Source organism: Streptomyces sp. JNUCC 64 (assembly GCF_054484115.1).
The window spans coordinates 3,097,411-3,117,467 of record NZ_CM137015.1; the positions used below are offsets into that span (position 1 = coordinate 3,097,411).

The following is a 20,057-nucleotide window of genomic DNA, read 5'->3' on the forward strand; positions in this document are numbered from 1 at the left end:
CGGTCGGCATCGGATGGCCATGGGCGGCGGTCCGCGAGGCCGCAGGGGCCGGGGCCGGGGAGCCATGGGGGCCGTGGCGGACCACGGAACCGATGGAAGTCGTCAACCCCACCATGCTAACCAGGCCCCCCGCGCACCGCCCCCGGACGCCGTTTCCCGGGCCCGCCGCCGGGTCCGGGAACGGCCCGGGACCGGGCCCGCGCACCGCCCTGGACGGCGGTCGCGGTCGCGCCGATACCCTGGGGGCGTGACATTCCCGGTAGTCGGCATGGTCGGCGGGGGTCAGCTCGCGCGTATGACGCACGAGGCGGGCATCCCACTCGGCATCAGGTTCAAACTCCTCAGCGACACCCCGCAGGACTCCGCGGCCCAGGTCGTCGGCGACGTCGTCATCGGCGACTACCGCGACCTGGACACCCTGCGGGAGTTCGCACGCGGCTGTGACGTGATCACCTTCGACCACGAGCACGTCCCCACCGAGCACCTGCGCGCCCTGGAGGCGGACGGCGTCCCGGTGCGCCCCGGTCCGGACGCGCTGGTGCACGCCCAGGACAAGGGGGTGATGCGGGCCAGGCTCACCGAGATCGGCGTGGACTGCCCCCGGCACCGCCTGGTGACGGACCCGGCGGACGTGGTCGCCTTCGCCGCCGAGGGCGCCACCGCGGACTCCCCCGACGGGTTCCCGGTGGTCCTCAAGACGGTGCGCGGCGGCTACGACGGCAAGGGCGTGTGGGTGGTCCGCGACGCCGCCGGGGCGGCGGAGCCGTTCCGCGCCGGGGTGCCGGTGCTCGCCGAGGAGAAGGTCGACTTCGTCCGGGAGCTGGCCGCGAACGTGGTCCGCTCCCCGCACGGCCAGGCCGTCGCCTACCCGGTGGTGGAGTCCCGGCAGGTGGACGGCGTCTGCGACACGGTCATCGCGCCCGCCCCCGGGCTGGACCCGGCGCTCGCCCTGCGCGCCGAGCAGATGGCGCTGCGGATCGCCAAGGAGCTGGAGGTGGTCGGGCACCTCGCGGTGGAGCTGTTCGAGACCGCCGACGGCCGGGTCCTCGTCAACGAGCTGGCGATGCGTCCGCACAACTCCGGGCACTGGACCCAGGACGGCGCGGTCACCTCCCAGTTCGCCAACCACGTCCGCGCGGTCCTCGACCTGCCGCTGGGCGACCCCCGTCCGCGCGCGCCCTGGACGGTCATGTGCAACGTCCTCGGCGGCGACTACCCGGACATGTACTCGGCGTATCTGCACTGCATGGCCCGCGACCCCGGGCTGAAGATCCACATGTACGGCAAGGACGTGAAGCCCGGACGCAAGGTCGGCCACGTCAACACCTACGGCGACGACCTGGACGAGGTCCTGGAGCGCGCCCGTCACGCAGCCGGCTACCTCAGAGGAACGATCACCGAATGAGCCCGTCGCCCACCGCCACCCTCAGCCGTCCGTCCGCGCCCCCGCTGGTGGGCATCGTGATGGGCTCCGACTCGGACTGGCCGGTCATGGAGGCCGCCGCCCAGGCCCTCGACGAGTTCGAGGTCCCCTACGAGGTCGGTGTGGTCTCCGCGCACCGGATGCCGCACGAGATGATCGCGTACGGCGAGCAGGCGGCGGAGCGCGGACTGAAGGCGGTCATCGCGGGCGCGGGCGGCGCGGCGCACCTGCCGGGCATGCTGGCGTCCGTGACCCCGCTGCCCGTCATCGGCGTCCCGGTGCCGCTGAAGTACCTGGACGGCATGGACAGCCTGCTGTCCATCGTCCAGATGCCGGCCGGGGTGCCGGTCGCCACGGTGTCCGTCGGCGGCGCCCGCAACGCCGGGCTGCTGGCGGCGCGCATCCTCGCCGCGCACGACCCGGAGCTGCTGGCCCGGATGCGGGAGTTCCAGCGGGACCTCAACGACCAGGCCACCGAGAAGGGCAAGCGGCTGCGGGCCAAGGTCGAGGGCGGCGCCACCGGCGGGTTCGGGTTCGCGGGGGGCGCGTGATCGCGCCGCTGAGCGACCCCGAGGCCGCCCGGGCCGCCGCCCGCCGGGAGGTGCGCGCGCTGCTCGCCGAGTACCCGGTGGCGGACGGGCACAACGACCTCCCGTGGGCGCTGCGCGAACAGGTCCGCTACGACCTCGACGCGCGGGACCTCGCCCAGGACCAGAGCGGACGGCTGCACACCGACCTCGCCCGGCTGCGCGCGGGCGGGGTCGGCGCCCAGTACTGGTCGGTGTACGTCCGCACCGGGATGTCCGGTGACGAGGCGGTCAGCGCCACGCTGGAGCAGATCGACTGCGTGCGCCAGCTGCTGGACCGCCACCCGGCCGACCTGGCCCCGGCGGCGTCGGCGGCGGACCTGGAGCGGGCCCGCCGGGAGGGCCGGATCGCCTCGCTGATGGGGGCGGAGGGCGGGCACTCGATCAACAGCTCGCTGGCCACCCTGCGGGCGCTGTACGCGCTCGGCGTGCGCTATCTGACGCTCACCCACAACGACAACGTGCCCTGGGCGGACTCGGCGACGGACGCGCCCGTGGCGGGCGGCCTCACCCCGTTCGGGCACGAGGTGGTCCGGGAGATGAACCGGCTGGGCATGCTGGTGGACCTCTCGCACGTGGCCGCGACGACCATGCGGGACGCGCTGGACACCAGCGAGGCGCCGGTGATCTTCTCCCACTCCTCGGCGCGGGCGGTCTGCGACCACCCCCGCAACGTCCCCGACGACGTGCTGGAGCGGCTGCCCGCCAACGGGGGCGTCGCGATGGTGACCTTCGTCCCGAAGTTCGTCCTCCCGGCGGCCGTCGCGTGGACGGCGGCGGCCGACGAGAACCTGCGGGCGCACGGCTTCCACCCGCTGGACACCACCCCGGCGGCGATGCGGGCGCACCGGGCCTTCGAGGCGGAGCGGCCGCGCCCGGTGGCGACGGTCTCCGACGTGGCGGACCACCTGGACCACATGCGCGAGGTCGCGGGCGTCGACCACCTGGGCATCGGCGGGGACTACGACGGGACCGCCTTCACCCCGGAGGGGCTGTCGGACGTCTCCGGCTATCCGAACCTGCTGGTCGAGCTGCGGACGCGGGGCTGGTCCAGGGCCGACCTGGCCAAGCTGACCTGGTCCAACGCGGTGCGGGTGCTGGCGGACGGCGAGGCCGTCGCCCGGGACGTCGCGTCCCGCCGGGGCCCGTCGAACGCGACCCTGGAGTCCCTGGACGGGCCGTCCGGTGACCTGGAGGGCCCCGTCGCCGGGTGACCTCCGGTCCCGTGACGCGGACGCGGCGGGGGCGGGCCTTCCGAAGGCCCGCCCCCGCCGCGCGTTTCCGTCCCGTCGGAACCGGTGTGCCGCCGTCAGGCGGTCGGGCGGCCCATCGCCCGGAAGCTCCAGTCGGCGTCCCGCCAGCGGGCGGGGTCCAGCGCGTTGCGGCCGTCCAGCAGCACCCGCCGCCCGGCGACCGCACCCAGCTCCGCCGGGTCCAGCTCCCGGAACTCCCGCCACTCGGTGAGGTGCAGCACCACGTCGGCGCCGCGCACCGCGTCCAGCGCGGAGTCCGCGTACCCGAGGGTGGGGAACATCCGGCGGGCGTTGTCCATGCCCTTGGGGTCGTAGACGGTGACCTGGCCGCCCTGGAGGTGGATCTGCCCGGCGACGTTCAGCGCGGGCGAGTCCCGGACGTCGTCCGAGTCGGGCTTGAACGTGGCGCCCAGCACCGCGATCCGGCGGCCGAGGAACGGGCCGCCGCCGAGCGCCTCGCGGGCCATCTCCACCATCTGGCCCCGGCGGCGCATGTTGATGGAGTCGATCTCGCGGAGGAAGGTGAGCGCCTGGTCGGCGCCGAGTTCCCCGGCACGGGCCATGAACGCCCGGATGTCCTTGGGCAGACAGCCCCCGCCGAACCCGACCCCGGCCCGCAGGTACTTGTTGCCGATGCGCTCGTCGTGCCCGATGGCCTCGGCGAGCCGGACCACGTCGCCCCCGGCGGCCTCGCAGACCTCGGCCATGGCGTTGATGAACGAGATCTTGGTGGCGAGGAACGAGTTGGCGGCCGTCTTGACCAGTTCGGCGGTGGGGAAGTCCGTCACCACGAACGGCGCCCCCTGCGCGACGGGCGTCGCGTACACCTCGCGCAGCAGCTTCTCGGCACTCGGCCCGTTCACGCCGACGACGATCCGGTCCGGACGCAGGGTGTCCTGGACGGCGAAGCCCTCGCGCAGGAACTCGGGGTTCCAGGCCAGTTCGACCCCGTCCCCGGCGGGCGCCAGCTCCACCAGGCGGGCGGCGAGCCGTTCCGCGCTGCCCACCGGCACGGTCGACTTGCCGACGACCAGGCAGGGGCGCTCCAGATGGCGGGCGAGCGATTCGACGGCGGCGTCGACGTAGGACATGTCGCAGGCGTACTCGCCGTGCTTCTGCGGGGTGTTGACGCAGACGAAGTGGACGTCGCCGAAGGCGGCGGCCTCGGCGAAGTCCAGGGTGAAGCGCAGCCGTCCGGTGGACCCCTCGATCCCGGCGACGTGCTTGCGCAGCAGCTCCTCCAGGCCCGGCTCGTACATCGGCACCTTGCCCTCGCCGAGCAGGGCGATCTTCTCGGGGACGACGTCCAGCCCCAGCACCTCGAAGCCCAGCTCCGCCATGGCGGCGGCGTGGGTGGCGCCGAGGTACCCGGTGCCGATCACGGTGATCTTGAGGGGGGCCATGAGTGCTCCGGTACGTAGCGAAGGTCGTGGTCTGCGGCCGGTCCCGGGGTTTCCGGGAGGTCCCCGAGGTCTCCCGGGGGTGCTGGTCACGCCCGGTCGAGCATAGTCGGGCGGGCAGTGGCGACCGCCGGGAGGACGGCGGGCGGACGGTACCGGGGGCGGCGGGCGGACGCAGGGACGGGCCGGGCGGGCGACGGGCGGGGCCGGGAGGACGGCGGGCGGGGGCGGGGCGACACCGGGGGACGTGTCGTCCAGGTCACCTGGTCCCGGCATCACTGGAGCCCTAGGATTCGGGGTACTCATTGGGTTACTTAACGGTAATTAGCTATCTGGGAGCGTGGGACCGTGGCTGGCTCGGCAGACAACCCGGCATTCGACCTCTACCGTCCCGCCGAGGAGCACGACATGCTCCGGGAGTCGGTCCGCGCCCTCACCGAGGCGAAGGTCGCCCCGTTCGCGGCGGCGGTGGACGAGGAGGCCCGCTTCCCCCAGGAGGCCCTGGACGCGCTGGTCGCCGCCGATCTGCACGCGGTGCACGTCCCGGAGGAGTACGGCGGCGCCGGGGCGGACGCGCTGGCCACGGTGATCGTGATCGAGGAGGTGGCCCGCGCCTGCATGTCGTCCTCGCTGATCCCGGCCGTCAACAAGCTGGGCTCGCTGCCGGTGATCCTCTCCGGCTCCGAGGAGCTGAAGCGGAAGTACCTGGCGCCGCTGGCCCGGGGCGAGGCGATGTTCTCGTACTGCCTGTCGGAGCCGGACGCCGGTTCGGACGCGGCCGGGATGAAGACCCGCGCGGTGCGCGACGGCGACTCCTGGGTGCTGAACGGGGTCAAGCGCTGGATCACCAACGCGGGCGTGTCCGAGTACTACACGGTGATGGCGGTGACCGACCCGGAGCGGCGGACGCGCGGCATCTCGGCGTTCGTCGTCGAGAAGTCCGACGAGGGGGTCTCCTTCGGCGCCCCCGAGAAGAAGCTCGGCATCAAGGGCTCCCCCACCCGCGAGGTCTATCTGGACCAGGTCCGCGTCCCGGCCGACCGCATGATCGGCGAGGAGGGCACCGGCTTCGCCACCGCGATGAAGACCCTGGACCACACCCGCATCACGATCGCGGCGCAGGCCCTCGGGGTGGCGCAGGGCGCCCTCGACTACGCCAAGGGTTACGTCAGGGAGCGCAAGCAGTTCGGCAAGCCGATCGGCGACTTCCAGGGCGTCCAGTTCATGCTGGCCGACATGGCGATGAAGCTGGAGGCGGCCCGTCAGCTCACCTACGCGGCCGCCGCCAAGTCCGAACGGGCCTCCGGCGGCGCCACCGAGGACCAGCTGACCTTCTTCGGCGCGGCGGCCAAGTGCTACGCCTCCGACGCCGCCATGGAGATCACGACGGACGCGGTGCAGCTCCTCGGCGGCTACGGCTACACCCGCGACTACCCGCTGGAGCGGATGATGCGGGACGCGAAGATCACCCAGATCTACGAGGGCACGAACCAGATCCAGCGGATCGTGATGGCGCGGAACCTTCCCTAGCAGGGTTTATGCCCGGTGCGGCCCGATCAGGGCCGTTCCTCGGCGTCACGCTGGGGAATCCTGGGAGATGCCGGGTTGAATCAGCCACCGACCTGCCCGGACAACACAGCCCCCGGCTTGACGCCGGGGGACTGTTGTCGTGCACGGATCAGGCGGCCTCCGATGTCTCCGTGGGCTGCCGTTCGCGGCGGGGGCCTTCGTTCACTGGCCCGCGTCCCAGGCGGTTACTGGACCTTGGGCGGGATCACGAATCCTCGCATCGGCCCCGAACCCGAAGGCTCCTCAGGGAACTTGGCGGCCACGGATGCCAGTGCCTCAGTGGTCACGTCCCGGCGGTTGGCCGGGTCGGCTGTGTCGTACACGCGCCAAGGCCCTGCCGTGTTCTCCGGGTCTTCCGGCGCAACCACTCCGGGAATGCCCAACCGCCTCAGCAAAGCGTCCACTTGCCGAGCCCGCTCAGCGTCCACACTTCCGCCTTCCGCCTGCTCGCACTCAGCCTAGCCCGCCGCCACCGCCCGAGCAGTGCGAAGCGCACTTGCCCGGATTGATCGGGCCGCATCCGCCGGGCTTGGGGGTGTGGGAGCAGTTGGCCGCCACGGACACCAGGGCTTTGGTCGGTCCCGTCCACAGTTCACTGTCCACGGTGTGCCCTGCCTGCTCGATGACGGCCACCGTCCGCGTGAGCGCGCGTTCGTGGTACCGCTCGGCGTCGGGACGCTCGGGCCAGTGGTGCACGAACCGCCCCAGACGCTCACACAGCTTCTCGTACAGGTTCGTGTGAAGGATCAGTGCGTGCCATCCCTCATCGACCACGTTCGACGGCGTGATCTTGACGCGGGGGAACTGCGCGGCGGCATCCATGAACTTGAGCGCTTCCACCACGATCCGCTCGGCCGTAGCCTCCTCCATGCCGGGGTTGTTGTCGATGACGGTTGCGACGACACCCCCGAACGCGGCAGGGGTGAGTAACGCGCGTACGTCGTGCATGGGTGTTCCTCCCTGTTGCGGCACTCCACAGCCCACCCCTACGGCTCCGTTCGTTGACCTCGGCGACCCTGGCGGCGAGTCCTTCGGTCGGCCGCATGGGTGGGGCCTGGCAGTCCGGGTACTTCGGGCTACCGTGTGGGCACCTCGGCCACTTCAAGCCGTTGCCCGGTCGCCGTGCCCGCCCTCCGGATCGATTCCTGACCGTAGGAAGTGAGGGGTGTCGAGCTCCACGAACTTGCACGAGCTTGCACACCAATTTGCATGGCTCATTGCGATATTGACGCTCTCCGCACTGTTCAAAGATGCTGGTGCAAGCCCGAGCAAGTACCTAGAACAGGGAGCCTGCCATGGCCGTAGAGTTCGTTGGGATCGACCCCGACACCGACCGGGACCACTGCCCTACTGTCTGGGCGGACACGGACGCACAGGAGATCTTGTTCCAGGGGTGGAAGCCGACCCCGGAGACTCAGGCGGATTGTGAGGGAAGCAGTCCCGCGAACGGTCCGGTGCCCGACGGTGAGGCCATCGTCAGGGTTCCGGCCCGGATGATTTCGATCATCAGGGAGGCATGCGATGCCGTCGAGCGTGCCCAGCTTCGCTGAGCTGCTTGGCCGGTGCGAGCGATCCGCCGTCCACCTGGAATTGCGCGACTCGTACGCCGCCACGGACCGTTTCGAGGCGTGGAAGCGCGGTGAACGGATCAACTGGGAGGCTCGCGAGTCCTGGTGGCATCCCTATGACCAGTTGATCGCTGACACCGTGGCCAGGGGCGTGGTGATCCGAAGGGCGCGGGTGGTCTCCGAGCCGGTATCGGACTACGTACGTTGGGAGCACTACGTCACGCGCGCCAACGTCACGGCGGGCGAGGAAGTACGGTGGTTGCCACGCCCACGGGCTACGAGTATCGCCCTGCCCGGCAATGACTTCTGGCTCTTCGATGGCACCCTGCTCCGGGTGCACCACTTCTCAGGTGATGGAGTGGTGGTGGAAGACGAGATCACGGAGGACCCGGAAGCCGTGAAGCTGTGCTCCGCCGCATTCGAAGCGGTCTGGGAGCGAGCGATCCCGCACCACCGGTACAAGGTCTGACGAAAGCCGGCTCCATGCCCTCGCACTCCTCCTCGCGCGTTCAGAAGGCCCGCGAAGTCCTGGCCGGCCGTCTGCGTGAGATCCGGCAGGACGCGGGGATCAGCGGGCGGGAGCTGGCCGTCAGGTGCCGTTGGTCCGAGTCGAAGTCGTCCCGGATCGAGAACGCCAGGACGCCTCCGTCCGATGCCGATATCCGCGCGTGGTGCCGGGCCTGTGCCGCTGAGGATCAGGCACCGGACCTGATCGCGGCCAACCGGCAGTCCGCAGAAGCGCATGTGGAGTGGAAGCGACTCCAACGGACTGGCCTGCGGAGGCTCCAGGAGAGCACCGGCGACCTGTACCAACAGACCAAGACCTTCCGCGTCTACGTATCCGACGTGATCCCTGGCTTCCTTCAGACAGCCGGTTATGCCGCCGCCCTGCTGTCCTCCATCGCGGACTTCCGAGGAACACCGGACGATGTGAGCGAGGCTGTCGCGGCTCGGATACGGCGTAACGAGGTCTTGAACAAGGGCGGGCGGCGCTTCTCCTTCGTGCTGGAAGAGTCTGTGCTGCGCTATCGACTGTGCACCGCTGAAACCATGGCCGCGCAGCTTGGTCACTTGCTCGGTGTCATGGACTCTCAGAACGTCGCCGTGGGCATCGTCCCGTTCGCAGAGCAGCGGGTCGTGTGGCCCATGCCGACCTTCACGATCTTCGACGAACGGAGAGTGCACGCGGACACCCTGGACGCTGCCTCCACGCTCACGCGGCCCAGCCAGGTCGAGCTGTACACCCGCGCCTTTGAACGCCTCTCGCAGCAGGCCGTACGGGGAGCGGCTGCCCGCTCCCTCATCGCGGACGCAGTGGCAGCCCTGCGCTGATCAGCAACGCAGACGCTTCATGTGCGGGAGCCCGCCGCGCACCGGGGCCGGACGGTCAGTCGACGGACCCCGCCGTGAGCGTGCCCGTGTAGCCGCCCTCGCTCTTCCACTCCAGCTCCCCCGGCTTCTTGAGGCGCAGTTCCACGAGGTCCGGGCAGTAGAAGCCGCCCAGGACCATGCCGGGCAGCGGCCCCTGCCGCTCGCTCGTACCGAACACCAGCTTTCCGTCGGCGCGCGTCCCGGAGTACGAGAGCCTCGCCGTGCACCCGCTGTCCCCCTTGATGTGGAGCCGCCCGGCGAGGTCCCGCACGGTGGGCGGATCGGCCCGGCCCGGTGAGAGCGTGACCAGGACCTCGTAGCGGGCGGCGGGACCCGAACCGCCGGAGATCTCCCCGCTGAAGGGCGACGTCAGGTCCCACACGTCCCCGGTCCAGCCCGTCGGCCCGGCGGGAGAGGACGCCGGGGCGGTGGGAGAGGACGCCGGGGCGGTGGCGGAGGCCGGAGCCGACGGGAGTGCCGGGACGGACGACGGGGGCGCCGGGGCCGACGACGGGGCCGCCGGGGTCGTGGGAGGCGACCCGGTCCCGGACGGGGCCGGAGCCGTTCGGGACGGGGGCGTGGTCGTCCCGGGCGGGGCGGCGGTCGTCTTCCGGCCGGAGGTGAGGAGGCCCACCGTGCGGACGGGGCCGCCGCCGGAGAGCGCGGGGACGACCACCCGCCCGTCCAGGGCCGCGCCCTGGCCCAGGTACCCCTCCTCGGCGAAGGGCCGCAGCCGCACCGGGGTCCAGCGCTCGCCGTCCGGAGAGACCCAGGCCGCCGGTTGCGTCAGTTCGTTGAGGACCGCGCCGCCCAGGGCCACGAAGGTGTCGCCGGAGCGGAAGAGGCCGGTCACGGAACCGGACCCCGGCTTGACGCCCTTCCGTACGGGCAGGGTGGCCTCGGTCCAGTGCTCGCCGCCGTCCGTGGACCGGAGGAACACCGGCCGCGCGGTGGGCAGCGGCCCCTCGGGACCGTCGAGGGCTCCGTTGGGGGTTCCCCCGGGGGTTCCGCCACCGGCCGACGGGGATGTTCCCTCCGTCGCGGGTTCCTTCTCGCGCATGGTGCTCAACAGCAGGGTGTCCCCGCGCAGGGCCACGCCCTCGACGGTGAACAGGTCGTCCGGGAGCGAGTCGGTCAGGTCACGCAGGCGCTCGCCGTCGTCGGTCAGCCGGTAGAGGGCGACGGGGGCGGAGTCGTGCGGGTCGCAGGACCCGACGATCAGGGCGTCCCCGGCCCCGGACGCGGCGCCCGGCCCACGGAAGTGGCAGCCCTTGGGCGCCCGTGCGTCCGTCCGCGTCCATCGCGTCGCCTTCCCGTTCAGGCGCCACAGGGACCTCCTGTCCCGCGAGAGGTAGGCGTGCGCGCCGTCGGTGAGGTAGAGGGGGTGGCCGCTCCCGGCTTCGAAGGGCGGTTCGAGGAGCCGCCAGGTGCGGCCGTCGGCGGAGAAGAAGGCGGGGGCCGACATCGTGGCGGGGAGGCCCCCGGTGTCGATGCCCTTGCCCGTCACCAGGAAGCCGCCGTTCCAGGACGTCAGCCCGGCGAACTCGGTGTACCACCCGGCGCCACGGCTGACCGACCGCAGATCGCTCCTGGTCCAGGTGGTGGCGTCGGTGGAGTACCAGGCGTCGAGGTCGTACCAGACGTCGGGGTCGTCCCCTTCGTCGAACGACGCCGGTACGTCGCCCGCCGCGACCAGGAGCCCGTCGCCCTCGGCGACGGCCTGCGCGTGGAACCCGCCGCCCGTGGCCCTCACCTCCCGCGCCTGGGTGTACGACCAGGTCGTCGCCACCGTGGCGGGGCGGGTGCCGTCGTCCCGCCCGGTGAACCACCACGTTCCCGCCGCGATCAGCGCGAGCGCCACGACGAGCCTCACGGCGAGCGCGACGGCGGTCCGACGGGACGGACGCCGGGTCATCGCGCGTTCCCCTTCCCCTTCGCGCAGGCGGTCCCGGCCGTCTTCCCCGTCTTCCCTGTCTTCCCCGTCTTCCCCGTCCGCTCCGTCCTCTTCGTCTTCTCCCCGGTGTCCACGAGTTCGCGGCCCGTCCCGGTGGTGTCCGGCCGGATGTCGTAGACGGGGACGCCCGCCACCCCGCCCGCCGAGCGGAACGGCCCCAGCTCCTTCCGCTTCTCCTTGCCGCCGACGAGGTAGACGACGGTCAGGTTCCAGGTGTACGACGCGGTGCAGGAGCGGACGTCGACGGTGACGTAGGCCGGGGCGTCCCGGGTCACCGTCTTCCCGGTGAGCATCGAATCGCCGGGAACGGGCCGCTCGGCCTCCCGGCCGTCGACGACGTCGAACAGCTTCTGGCGTTCGAGGTCGAAGCGCAGGACGGTCGGTCCTCCGCCGGGGCCGCCGCACGACTTGCTCTTCCTGAGCACCCAGTCGTACGCGGTGGTCGTGTTCCGCTTGGTGACGTGCGGGGTCACCGACCTGATGGAGATCTTGTCCTTGCCCCTGGTGCTCAGGGTGAGGTTGAGCACGCCGGAGGACCAGGACGCCGCGCCCTTCTCCACGGCCGCGGTGCGCGGGTCCTTCGTGAAGTCGTCGAGGTCGAGGGAGGCCACGGGCGGGCCGCCCTTCTTCATGGCGACCATGGAGTCGAGGTCGCAGCCCTCCGCCGTGGGCCAGCCGGTGAGGACCTCCAGGGTGTTGGGCGGAGGAGGGTTCCACCAGTCGTTCAGGAGCTTCCCGACGGCCTTCCCGCCGTCGGTCAGCACGAACCCCACCAGAACCGCGCCCACCGCGGTCGGGATCCCGAATCTGACCCACACCGACGGCCGGCCCGCCGGTGCGGGCGTCCCCGCCGGTGCGGGCGTCCCCGCCGGTGCGGGCGTCCGCCGTCGTGGCGCTCTCGGGCGCCGTCGCAACTGTGGGAGCCCCTGTCGGCCCCGTCGCGTCGGCCTGTTCACCGGTGCCATCACGCCCCCCCGTTCCCTGCTGGGGTGTCTGGCTTCCGGTCCGCCCCGGCAAACCCGCGTCCCGGGTGCCGTACGGGGTTCCGGAACCGTCCCGTCCAGGGAGGCGCCAGGGCCCGGGGCGCGCGGAGCCCGGGGCCACGCACCGACGCGCGTCCCTCGGCGCGCCGGACCGGTGCCCATGGCCCTCCTGCCAGGTCAGGGCGCCGGGGCCGGAGGCGGAGCCGACACCTCGGCGGGGCCACGCGATGAACCGTACGGGCACCGGTCCGGGGCGGGCGTCGCGTCGGCCTCGTACATCTGGCAGAGACGGACCCACGCCCGCTGGACGAGGAGGGGGTACGACGCGGAGGCCACGTGGTGCCGTGCGACGGGCCGATCGGCTTCGGGGCTTCCGGGTCCGGCGAGGGAGTCCCCCGCGTGGTGGGGGCTCTGTCTGTCCGGACGGAGGCCAGGGCCGTGGCCCGGGTGCGGCGGCCCGTACCCGCGCCGCGACCGCGACGGCTGCCCCAGACCCATCCGGACCGGACTGGACCGGACCGGGCTGGCCAGAAGCGACCTCTTGCACCCTTTCAGACCGATTCGAGGCGCCGAGCGCTCGATCATCCGATAAGAGGTGGTACATGGTGTGCGGTGGCGTTCCCCGGTCCGGCTTCCCCCTCGACCCCGATCCGGGGGTCGCGTCTCCCGGTGCGGAGGCCGTGTCTCGCGATCCGGGGGCCGCGTCTCCCAGTGCGACGGATGCGACGGGTGCGACGGGTGCGGCGGAGGCGGCGGGGTGAGCGCGCCCGCGGGGAAGGGCTCCTCCGACGGGGCGGGGCGGGCCGCTGGCGGGGTGCTGGCGGCCACCTGCGTCTCGGCGTTCGTGGTGAACGCCAACACGTCCGCCGTCAGCATCCTGCTCCCCGCCATCAGCGAGGACACCGGCACCTCGCTGGCCACCCTCCAGTGGGCGGTGACCGGCTACTCGCTGGTCGGCGCGGCCGTCATCGTCACCTCCGGGGCGCTGGGGGACATCTTCGGCCGACGGCGGATCTTCCTCGGCGGGCTGCTGCTCTTCGTCGCCTCGTGCCTGCTGATCGCGTTGGCGGACAGCGGGGGGATGGTGATCGCGGGCCGGGCCGTCCAGGGCGCGGCGGGCTCGACGATCCTGGCCTGCGGGCTGAGTCTGCTGTCCGCCGGGTCCTCGGGCGACGGGCAGATGCGCGCGGTGTCGCTGTGGGGGGCGGCGTCGGCCGCCGGGGCCGCCGCCGGGCCGCTGCTGGGCGGCGCGCTCGTGGACGTCACGGGGTGGCAGGGGCTGTTCTGGATCGACGCCGCCATCGCCCTGGCGTGCGTCCCGCTGACCCTGCGCGCGGTGACGGAGTCCTCGGACCCCGCCCGGCCCCGGTCCGTCGATCTGGCCGGGACCGTGCTGATCGCGGGGGTGCTCGTCCCGTTCGTGTTCGCCGTGACCGAGGGCGCGCAGTGGGGCTGGCTCAGCGCGCCGACGCTCGTCTGCTTCGCGGTCTCCGCCGCGTCCGTGGCCGGGTTCGTCGCCGTCGAGAAACGGGTGCGCGCGCCGCTGCTCGACCTGGCGCTGTTGCGCAACAAGGTCCTCGTGGGGTCGAGCGTCGCGATCCTCGTGGTGGCCGGGTGCATCAACGCGGTCATGTACGTGTGCAGTCTGTACTTCCAGAACCCCGACGGTCTGGGCATGTCACCGCTGGAGGCGGGGGTGGCGACGCTCCCCGCGGCGGCCGGGATCGTGGTCACCGCGCCCCTGATCACCCGGTTCGTCGACCGGCTGGGCGCCCGCCGGGTGATCGCGGCGGGGTTCGGGATCGCGGCCGTCGCGCTCGCCGCGTTCGCGTTCACCGAGGCGTCCTGGGGGTACGCCGCCTTCGTGGTGCCGCTGGTCGTGCTCGCCTTCGGGCTGGGGCTGGCGAACGGGCCGTCCTCGTCGGTGGCCACGGCCTGTGTCGACACCGACCAGGTCGGCGCGGCGTCCGGGATCTCCAACATGGGCCGCTACGTCGGCGCGGCCGTGCTCACCGCCGTCACCGCCGCGCTGTTCAGCGCGGTCTACACCCATCAGTACACCAGCGGGAAGGCGGTGGCCGACGCCCTCGCGGCCGGGTTCTCCCGCGCCTCCGTCGGCCTCGCCCTGTTCTGCGCCTTCGGCGTCGCCCTGGCCCTCCTGATCGGCCGGGTCCGCCCCACCGGCCCGCCCACCCCCGCCCACTACGCCGCCGCGGCGGCGGCCAGCTCCCACACGGTGCCCACCCGGCCCACCGGCTCGGAGGACGGCTCGGGGTGAGGGCGGGCGGCGATCAGAGGGAGCAGCCTGGCCGGGTCGGTGAACCAGACGGCACCGAACACCGAGTAGACGGCGTCGTAGGTCTCCGTGGTCCCGGACAGGTACGAGAGCACTTCCGTACACACGAACCGGACCCCCAGGGAGCCCCACCGTTCCGTGGCGTTCGCCACCATGACCGGCGACATGTCAACGCCGGTCGCCTTGGTCCCCCGCTGAGCGAGGTACGCCAGGGCACGGCCGGTGCCGCAGCCGACTTCGAGGACGGACTCCGGCGCGCCGAGGAGTTCGGGTCCCGGCCCGTGCCCGACGTTCAGTGTCAGGAGCGGTGCGGGCGGCGTGAGTCCGGCCGGTCTCCCGCTAGCCGCTCCCCGTCCCGGCGGTCCCGTCCGACCCCCGCACCCCCCGCACCACCAACGTCCCGAGCCTCCGCTCCCCCTGGGCCGGGGGCGGGAGGACGGACGCCGTCACGTCCTCGAATCCGTGTTCCGTGAGAAGGCGGACCCAGGCGGCGGGCGGGTAGTCCCAGCGCTTCACCACCGCCGGGTCCTCGCCGGGGCCCCGGGGCACGTACGACGCCTGGCAGCCGTAGCAGCCCTCCACCGGCGGGTGCTGGGACATCACGAAGACGCCGCCCGGGAGCAGGCGTTCGTGGACGGCGGGCAGCAGCATCCCGGGGGCGGTGGAGTACGCCGCGCCGAACACCGAGTAGGCGGCGTCGAAACGGGTGGTGGTGCGGGCCAGGTACGCCAGGGCGTCGCCCCAGCGCAGTTCCATGCCGACCACGTCCTCCCAGCGCTCCCGGGCCCGGGCCAGCTGCACCGCGGACTGGTCGACGCCGACCGCCCGCATGCCGAGGGCGGCGAGGTGCGCCAGGTTCCCCCCGGTGCCGCACCCCAGGTCCACCACCCGGTCCCCGGGCTCCAGCGCGAGGAGTTCGGGGCCGGGGCCGTGGCCGGGGTGCGGGGTCCAGCCGAACGAGGTGGGGGCGGCGCGCGCGACCGTCCCGGTTATGGGGTGCGCCCGGCCCGGCCCCAGCGGGGTCCTGTTCCTCGGGTGGGTGTCCCATACGGCGGTGCGGGCGTCCGTCACGCGTCTTCCGTTCCTGTTCACGGGCTGTCGGCGCGTCCACCCTGTCACCGTCGGCGCTCCGGCGCGCCGGGTTCCGGGGCAGAACCCCCCGGCCGGTTACGGACCCGTCCCCGGTCCGGCCGCCTCCGGGGAAGCCGACCGTAAGCGATCCGTAAGCGGTCACCGGCACGCTGAAGGCACATCGGGAGGGCGGGCCGGGCAAGGGCCGCCGGAACACTCCGGGCCGGACGGCCAGGGGCCCGAAGGCTCCGGGACCACCCCGGAACGGACAGCTCCGGGGCCACCCGGGACGGACGAGGAAGAGGAACCACCATGCGCAAGCTCAAGCTCCAGGTCCAGGTCACCGTCGACGGCTACATGGCCGGTCCGAACGGCGAGATGGACTGGATGACCTTCCCCGACGGCGAGGACCTCACCGCCTACACCACCGCGCTGACCGAGTCCTTCGACACCATCCTGCTGGGCCGCAGGCTCGCCGAGGGGTTCATCCCGCACTGGGCCGCCGGTCCGGAGGGGGAGCCCAAGGAGGCCGTCGACCAGATCAACGAGGCCCGCAAGGTGGTCGTCTCGCGCACCCTGACCGAGTCCCCCTGGGAGAACACGGTGGTCGAGGGCGGCGACCTCACCGAGGTCGTCCAGCGGCTGAAGGCCGAGCCCGGCAAGGACGTCATCGCCTACGGGGGCGGCACCCTGGTGGCCGATCTGATCGCCCGGGAGCTGGTCGACGAGCTGCACCTGTTCGTCAGCCCGACCGCGATCGGCGCGGGGATGCCCGTCTTCGGCGGAGCGGGCCCGTACCGGAACTTCCGGCTGGTCGGGGCGCACCCCTTCGCCTGCGGGATCACCGCGCTGCACCTGGAGCCGAAGCGTTCCTGAGGCCGTCCCGGGCGCCCGGGACCTCCCGGGCCGGAGGGTCCGGGAAGGGACGGCGCGGGCGCCGGGCGGGGTGCGCCGGGCGGGGGGCGTCAGACGAGCGTCAGGACGAGTTCGCCGGTCTCCTCGCCGCGTCCGGCCGCGTAGTCCCGGCCCCGGCCGGTGACCGTGAAGCCGCAGGCGCGCAGCACCCGCAGCGAGCCCTCGTTGTCCTCCGCGACCCGGGCCAGCAGGGGCCGTTCGGGGACGGTGGCGAGCAGGGCGCGCAGGGCGCCGGTGGCCACGCCCCGGCCCCAGTGGGCGCGGCCGATCCAGTAGGTGACCTCGCGTTCGTCCGGCGGTCCGTACACCGCCGCGTGGCCGAGGAGTTCGCCCGGGACGGGTCCGGAGCCGTGCCCGCCGGTGGTGCCCGTGGAGCTGGTGGTGCCCGTGGAACCGGTGGAGCCCGTGGTACCCGTGGAGCCGGTGGCCGTCACCGCGTACAGCAGGACGTCCGGGTCGGCGCGGATCCGGTCCCAGTGGGCGTCGAAGGCGGCCCGGTCGGTGGGGTCGTCGGCGGTGAAGGCCGCCATGCGGACGGATTCCGGGTCGTGGGAGTGGGCGAAGAGGACGGGGAGGTCGTCGTCCTCGATCCCGCGCAGGGTGACGGCGATCGGTGTGCCGTGTGGCGTCATGGTCCGCTCCGCTCCTCGTCGCCGGGTCGCCGTGACCCGGCCGTCGACAGGGGCCGCCGTGCGACCCGGTGCCGGACTCCGGGCGGGCCGTGACCCGGAGTCCCCGACGCGCGTCACGGACCGGCGACCCGACCCAACCCGTCAACCGCACATTTGTGCGATTCACTGGGGATCCTAGCCGTGCAGCGCCGCGATCGCCTCCCGCAGCGCGCGGGCCGGTTCGGGGACCAGGGTGTGGACGCCGTCGCGGACCACGTGCCGTCCCCCGACCACGGTGTGGCGGACGTCGGCGGCGGTCCCGGCGAAGACGACCGCCTCGGCGGCCAGTCGGGGCGGCGGGCCCGCCGTGCGGACGGTGTCCAGGGCGACGGTGGTGAAGTCCGCGAGGGCGCCCGGTTCCAGGACGCCGCCGTCCGGCCAGCCGAGGGCCGCGTACCCGGCGGGGGACGCGGCGCGCAGCAGCGCGGTGGTGGTCCAGTGGCCCCGGACGCGGGTGCGCAGCCGTTCGTCGAGTTCCAGGGCGCGGGCTTCCTCCAGCAGGTCGATCACCGCGTGGCTGTCGGAGCCCAGGCTGAGCGGGGAGCCCGCGTCCTGGAGGGCGCGGGCGGGGCCGATGCCGTCCGCGAGGTCGCGTTCGGTGGTGGGGCACATGCAGGTGCCGGTGGACAGGGAGCCGACGAGGGCGATGTCCTCGGGGGTGAGATGGGTGTGGTGGACGCCGGTGGTGCGGGGGCCGAGGACCCCGTGGTCGGCGAGGAGCCGGGCGGGGGTGCGCCCGTACGCCCGCCGGCACCCCTCGTTCTCGGCGGGCTGTTCGGAGACGTGGACGTGCAGGGGCGCGCCGCGTTCGGCGGCCCACCGGGTGACCGGCCCGAACTGGTCGGCGGGGACGGCCCGGACGGAGTGGATCGCGGCGCCGACCCGGGTGTGCGGGGACTCGCGCAGCGCCGAGACCCGTTCGGCCCAGGCGTCGGCGGTGCCGTCGGAGAAGCGGAGCTGGTGGTGGGTGGGGGGTTCGCCGAAACCGGCGGAGAGGTAGGCGGTGTCCAGCAGGGTGAGGCGGACGCCCGCGTCGGCCGCCGCCTCGGTGAGGGCCCGGCCCATGGCGTTGGGGTCGGCGTAGCGGGTGCCGCCGGGGGCGTGGTGGAGGTAGTGGAACTCCCCGACGACGGTGATCCCGGCGAGCGCCATCTCCGCGTACACCGCGCGGGCCAGGGCGTGGTAGGTGGTGGGGTCGAGGCGGTCGGCGACCGCGTACATGACCTCGCGCCAGGTCCAGAAGGTGCCGGTACCGGCCTGGACGGTGCCGCGCAGCGCCCGGTGGAAGGCGTGCGAGTGGGCGTTGGCGAGGCCGGGCAGGGTCAGTCCGCGCAGGGTCTCGGCGCCGGGCGGGGCGGTGGCGACCCCGGTGCGGACGGTGTGGATCCGGCCGTCGGGTCCGGTCTCCAGGAGGACGCCCGGTTCGGCGACGGGCTCCAGCCAGGCGTACTCCAGCCAGTAGGCGCGCGGTGCGCCGCCCAGGTCACCGGGGTCCGGCGTCAACGGCATGCGAGTCCCTCCAGTACGTCGGTGAGCGCGGCCACCCCCGCGAGGCAGTCGTCCTCGGTGGCGTGTTCGGCCGGGGAGTGGGAGACGCCGGTGGGGTTGCGCACGAACAGCATCGCGGTCGGGACGCTCCCGGAGAGGATTCCGGCGTCGTGTCCCGCGCCCGTGCCGAGGACGGGCACCGGGCGGGCGCCCTCGCGGTCGAGCAGCCGGACGATCCGGTCGCGCAGGGGGTGGGCGAACTCCACGACCGGGCTGAACGACTCGCGGACCACGGCCAGCTCCACGCCGTGCCGTCCGGCGTGGTCGCGGGCGGCGCGTTCGACGGCGGTGACCACCCGGTCGAGGACGTCCTGGGCGGGGGCCCGGGAGTCCAGCCAGCCCCGGACCAGGGACGGGACCGCGTTGACCCCGTTCGGGGCGACGTCGACCTTGCCGAAGGTGGCGACGGCGCCCGCGTCCCGGGCGGCGGCGCGGGCGGCGAGGACGGTCTCGGCGTAGGGGAGCATCGGGTCGCGGCGGTCGGCCAGCCGGGTGGTGCCCGCGTGGTTGGCCTCGCCCCGGAAGTCGAAGCGCCAGCGGCCGTGCGGCCAGATCGCGGAGGCCACGCCGACCGGGTCGCCGGTGAGGTCGAGCGCCCGGCCCTGTTCGACGTGGAGTTCGACGAAGGCGCCGATCCGGGCGAGCCGTCCGGGGTCGGGGCCGAGGGTTCCGGGGTCGTGTCCGGCGGCCTCCATCGCGGCGGCCAGGGTGACGCCGTCCCGGTCGGTGAGGGCGTGCGCCCGCTCCCGGGTGAGGTGTCCGGCGGCGAGCCGGGAGCCGACGCAGGCCACGCCGAAACGGGCGCCCTCCTCGTCGCCGAAGTTGACGATCCCCAGGGGGCGGACGGGCGCGGCGCCCCGGGCACGGAGCGCGTCCAGGGCGGCGAAGGCGGAGACCACGCCGAGCGGGCCGTCGAAGGCGCCGCCGTCGGGGACGGAGTCCAGGTGGGAGCCGGTGACGACGGCGTCGCCCCGGGCCGGGTCGCCCCACCAGGCCCACTGGTTGCCGTTGCGGTCGGTCTCCTGGCGCAGTCCGCGCCGGGCGGCCTGCTCCCGGAACCAGGCACGGCACTCGGCGTCGGCCCCCGTCCAGGCGTGGCGGCGGTAGCCGCCGGTACGGGGGTCGCGGCCGAGCGGGGCGAGTTCGCGCCACATGGCGTGGAAGCTCATGCGCCGCCGTCCTTCCGGCGGGCGGCGCCGGGGGCGTGCCCGGCGGGGTCCGGGCCGGTGGGGCCCTGGCCGGTGGGGTCCACCGTCTGTCGGGCACCGTCACCAGGGTCGGCTGCCGCCGTGCCGGTGGAGCCCGCGCTGGTGGCGTCCGGGCCAGCGGGGCCCGCCACCCGTCGGGCGCCGTCACCGGGGGCGGCTCCCGCCGTGCCCGTGGGGGTCGCGGTGGGGGCACCCCGGCGAGCAGGACGGTCCTCCCCCGCCGTGCGGCCCCGCACCACC

17 protein-coding genes and 1 pseudogene are annotated in these 20,057 nt (G+C 73.4%); 9 read left to right on the forward strand and 9 right to left on the reverse strand.

The window, feature by feature from the left end:
* The first annotated feature begins 247 nt into the window (after window positions 1–247).
* The 3 genes from ACVWNX_RS12530 to ACVWNX_RS12540 are packed head-to-tail and all read left to right on the forward strand — an operon-like array spanning window position 248 to window position 3,224.
* A complete protein-coding gene (locus ACVWNX_RS12530) occupies window positions 248–1,405 on the forward strand; it encodes a 5-(carboxyamino)imidazole ribonucleotide synthase (protein ID WP_454413993.1) in 1,158 nt (385 codons plus the stop codon).
* Window positions 1,402–1,974, forward strand: coding sequence for a 5-(carboxyamino)imidazole ribonucleotide mutase (gene purE, locus ACVWNX_RS12535; protein ID WP_454413994.1), 573 nt, complete (start codon window positions 1,402–1,404; stop codon window positions 1,972–1,974). Before ACVWNX_RS12530 ends, purE begins: the two co-directional genes overlap by 4 nt.
* Window positions 1,971–3,224: a dipeptidase gene (locus ACVWNX_RS12540; RefSeq protein ID WP_454413995.1), complete on the forward strand. Its 1,254-nt coding sequence runs from the start codon at window positions 1,971–1,973 to the stop codon at window positions 3,222–3,224. Before purE ends, ACVWNX_RS12540 begins: the two co-directional genes overlap by 4 nt.
* A gap of 95 nt (window positions 3,225–3,319) precedes the next feature.
* Here the strand turns inward: ACVWNX_RS12540 and ACVWNX_RS12545 are convergent, their stop codons facing one another.
* Complete coding sequence (locus ACVWNX_RS12545) at window positions 3,320–4,666, reverse strand: UDP-glucose dehydrogenase family protein (RefSeq protein WP_454413996.1); 1,347 nt, start codon at window positions 4,664–4,666, stop codon at window positions 3,320–3,322.
* Between the two features lie 405 nt (window positions 4,667–5,071).
* Here ACVWNX_RS12545 and ACVWNX_RS12550 point away from each other — a divergent pair, with 405 nt between their 5' ends.
* Entirely contained in the window at window positions 5,072–6,193 is a 1,122-nt protein-coding gene (locus ACVWNX_RS12550) for an acyl-CoA dehydrogenase family protein (protein WP_454414737.1), read from the forward strand.
* 492 nt (window positions 6,194–6,685) lie between these two features.
* On the opposite strand, the gene ACVWNX_RS12555 is transcribed toward ACVWNX_RS12550, so the two are convergent.
* Complete coding sequence (locus tag ACVWNX_RS12555) at window positions 6,686–7,180, reverse strand: glycine-rich domain-containing protein (RefSeq protein ID WP_454413997.1); 495 nt, start codon at window positions 7,178–7,180, stop codon at window positions 6,686–6,688.
* Window positions 7,181–7,527: 347 nt separating this feature from the next.
* Between ACVWNX_RS12555 and ACVWNX_RS12560 the strand changes: the two genes are divergently transcribed.
* From ACVWNX_RS12560 to ACVWNX_RS12570, 3 genes are read left to right on the forward strand one after another with little or no spacing between them, the layout of a single operon-like run.
* The gene (locus ACVWNX_RS12560) at window positions 7,528–7,782 is read left to right on the forward strand and encodes a hypothetical protein (protein WP_454413998.1); all 255 of its coding nucleotides are present in this window, start codon (window positions 7,528–7,530) and stop codon (window positions 7,780–7,782) included.
* The gene (locus tag ACVWNX_RS12565; protein ID WP_454413999.1) at window positions 7,754–8,269 is read left to right on the forward strand and encodes a DUF6879 family protein; all 516 of its coding nucleotides are present in this window, start codon (window positions 7,754–7,756) and stop codon (window positions 8,267–8,269) included. The genes ACVWNX_RS12560 and ACVWNX_RS12565 overlap by 29 nt, the downstream gene beginning before the upstream one ends.
* Window positions 8,270–8,283: 14 nt before the next feature.
* On the forward strand, window positions 8,284–9,132 hold the full coding sequence (locus ACVWNX_RS12570; protein WP_454414000.1) for a helix-turn-helix domain-containing protein: 849 nt from the start codon (window positions 8,284–8,286) through the stop codon (window positions 9,130–9,132).
* A gap of 55 nt (window positions 9,133–9,187) precedes the next feature.
* On the opposite strand, the gene ACVWNX_RS12575 is transcribed toward ACVWNX_RS12570, so the two are convergent.
* Both ACVWNX_RS12575 and ACVWNX_RS12580 read right to left on the reverse strand, forming a co-directional pair.
* On the reverse strand, window positions 9,188–11,086 hold the full coding sequence (locus ACVWNX_RS12575; protein ID WP_454414001.1) for a hypothetical protein: 1,899 nt from the start codon (window positions 11,084–11,086) through the stop codon (window positions 9,188–9,190).
* Window positions 11,083–11,913, reverse strand: a complete 831-nt coding sequence (locus tag ACVWNX_RS12580) for a hypothetical protein (protein WP_454414002.1) — start codon at window positions 11,911–11,913, stop codon at window positions 11,083–11,085. The genes ACVWNX_RS12575 and ACVWNX_RS12580 overlap by 4 nt, the downstream gene beginning before the upstream one ends.
* A gap of 952 nt (window positions 11,914–12,865) precedes the next feature.
* Between ACVWNX_RS12580 and ACVWNX_RS12585 the strand changes: the two genes are divergently transcribed.
* On the forward strand, window positions 12,866–14,386 hold the full coding sequence (locus ACVWNX_RS12585; RefSeq protein ID WP_454414003.1) for an MFS transporter: 1,521 nt from the start codon (window positions 12,866–12,868) through the stop codon (window positions 14,384–14,386).
* Here ACVWNX_RS12585 and ACVWNX_RS12590 read toward each other — a convergent pair.
* Window positions 14,380–14,706, reverse strand: a pseudogene (locus tag ACVWNX_RS12590) (class I SAM-dependent methyltransferase); the annotation flags it as partial. The gene ACVWNX_RS12585 and the pseudogene ACVWNX_RS12590 overlap by 7 nt on opposite strands.
* A gap of 37 nt (window positions 14,707–14,743) precedes the next feature.
* Window positions 14,744–15,475: an SAM-dependent methyltransferase gene (locus ACVWNX_RS12595; protein WP_454414004.1), complete on the reverse strand. Its 732-nt coding sequence runs from the start codon at window positions 15,473–15,475 to the stop codon at window positions 14,744–14,746.
* A gap of 312 nt (window positions 15,476–15,787) precedes the next feature.
* Here ACVWNX_RS12595 and ACVWNX_RS12600 point away from each other — a divergent pair, with 312 nt between their 5' ends.
* Window positions 15,788–16,351, forward strand: coding sequence for a dihydrofolate reductase family protein (locus ACVWNX_RS12600; protein WP_454414005.1), 564 nt, complete (start codon window positions 15,788–15,790; stop codon window positions 16,349–16,351).
* Window positions 16,352–16,440: 89 nt separating this feature from the next.
* On the opposite strand, the gene ACVWNX_RS12605 is transcribed toward ACVWNX_RS12600, so the two are convergent.
* The 3 genes from ACVWNX_RS12605 to ACVWNX_RS12615 form a co-directional block, all read right to left on the reverse strand.
* Window positions 16,441–17,022 carry a GNAT family N-acetyltransferase gene (locus tag ACVWNX_RS12605; protein WP_454414006.1) on the reverse strand — a complete coding sequence of 194 codons (582 nt, stop codon included), beginning with the start codon at window positions 17,020–17,022 and terminating at the stop codon, window positions 16,441–16,443.
* Between the two features lie 174 nt (window positions 17,023–17,196).
* Entirely contained in the window at window positions 17,197–18,570 is a 1,374-nt protein-coding gene (locus ACVWNX_RS12610; protein ID WP_454414007.1) for a formimidoylglutamate deiminase, read from the reverse strand.
* A complete protein-coding gene (locus ACVWNX_RS12615; RefSeq protein ID WP_454414008.1) occupies window positions 18,561–19,778 on the reverse strand; it encodes an allantoate amidohydrolase in 1,218 nt (405 codons plus the stop codon). Before ACVWNX_RS12615 ends, ACVWNX_RS12610 begins: the two co-directional genes overlap by 10 nt.
* Window positions 19,779–20,057: the final 279 nt, after the last annotated feature.

Bases quoted from the DNA above. Each gene is read 5' to 3' on its own strand.
- purE (WP_454413994.1), top strand. From the start codon at position 1,402: ATGAGCCCGTCGCCCACCGCCACCCTCAGCCGTCCGTCCGCGCCCCCG.
- ACVWNX_RS12545 (WP_454413996.1), bottom strand. From the start codon at position 4,666: ATGGCCCCCCTCAAGATCACCGTGATCGGCACCGGGTACCTCGGCGCC.
- ACVWNX_RS12550 (WP_454414737.1), top strand. From the start codon at position 5,072: ATGCTCCGGGAGTCGGTCCGCGCCCTCACCGAGGCGAAGGTCGCCCCG.
- ACVWNX_RS12555 (WP_454413997.1), bottom strand. From the start codon at position 7,180: ATGCACGACGTACGCGCGTTACTCACCCCTGCCGCGTTCGGGGGTGTC.
- ACVWNX_RS12560 (WP_454413998.1), top strand. From the start codon at position 7,528: ATGGCCGTAGAGTTCGTTGGGATCGACCCCGACACCGACCGGGACCAC.
- ACVWNX_RS12565 (WP_454413999.1), top strand. From the start codon at position 7,754: ATGCCGTCGAGCGTGCCCAGCTTCGCTGAGCTGCTTGGCCGGTGCGAG.
- ACVWNX_RS12570 (WP_454414000.1), top strand. From the start codon at position 8,284: ATGCCCTCGCACTCCTCCTCGCGCGTTCAGAAGGCCCGCGAAGTCCTG.
- ACVWNX_RS12575 (WP_454414001.1), bottom strand. From the start codon at position 11,086: ATGACCCGGCGTCCGTCCCGTCGGACCGCCGTCGCGCTCGCCGTGAGG.
- ACVWNX_RS12600 (WP_454414005.1), top strand. From the start codon at position 15,788: ATGCGCAAGCTCAAGCTCCAGGTCCAGGTCACCGTCGACGGCTACATG.
- ACVWNX_RS12605 (WP_454414006.1), bottom strand. From the start codon at position 17,022: ATGACGCCACACGGCACACCGATCGCCGTCACCCTGCGCGGGATCGAG.
- ACVWNX_RS12610 (WP_454414007.1), bottom strand. From the start codon at position 18,570: ATGCCGTTGACGCCGGACCCCGGTGACCTGGGCGGCGCACCGCGCGCC.
- ACVWNX_RS12615 (WP_454414008.1), bottom strand. From the start codon at position 19,778: ATGAGCTTCCACGCCATGTGGCGCGAACTCGCCCCGCTCGGCCGCGAC.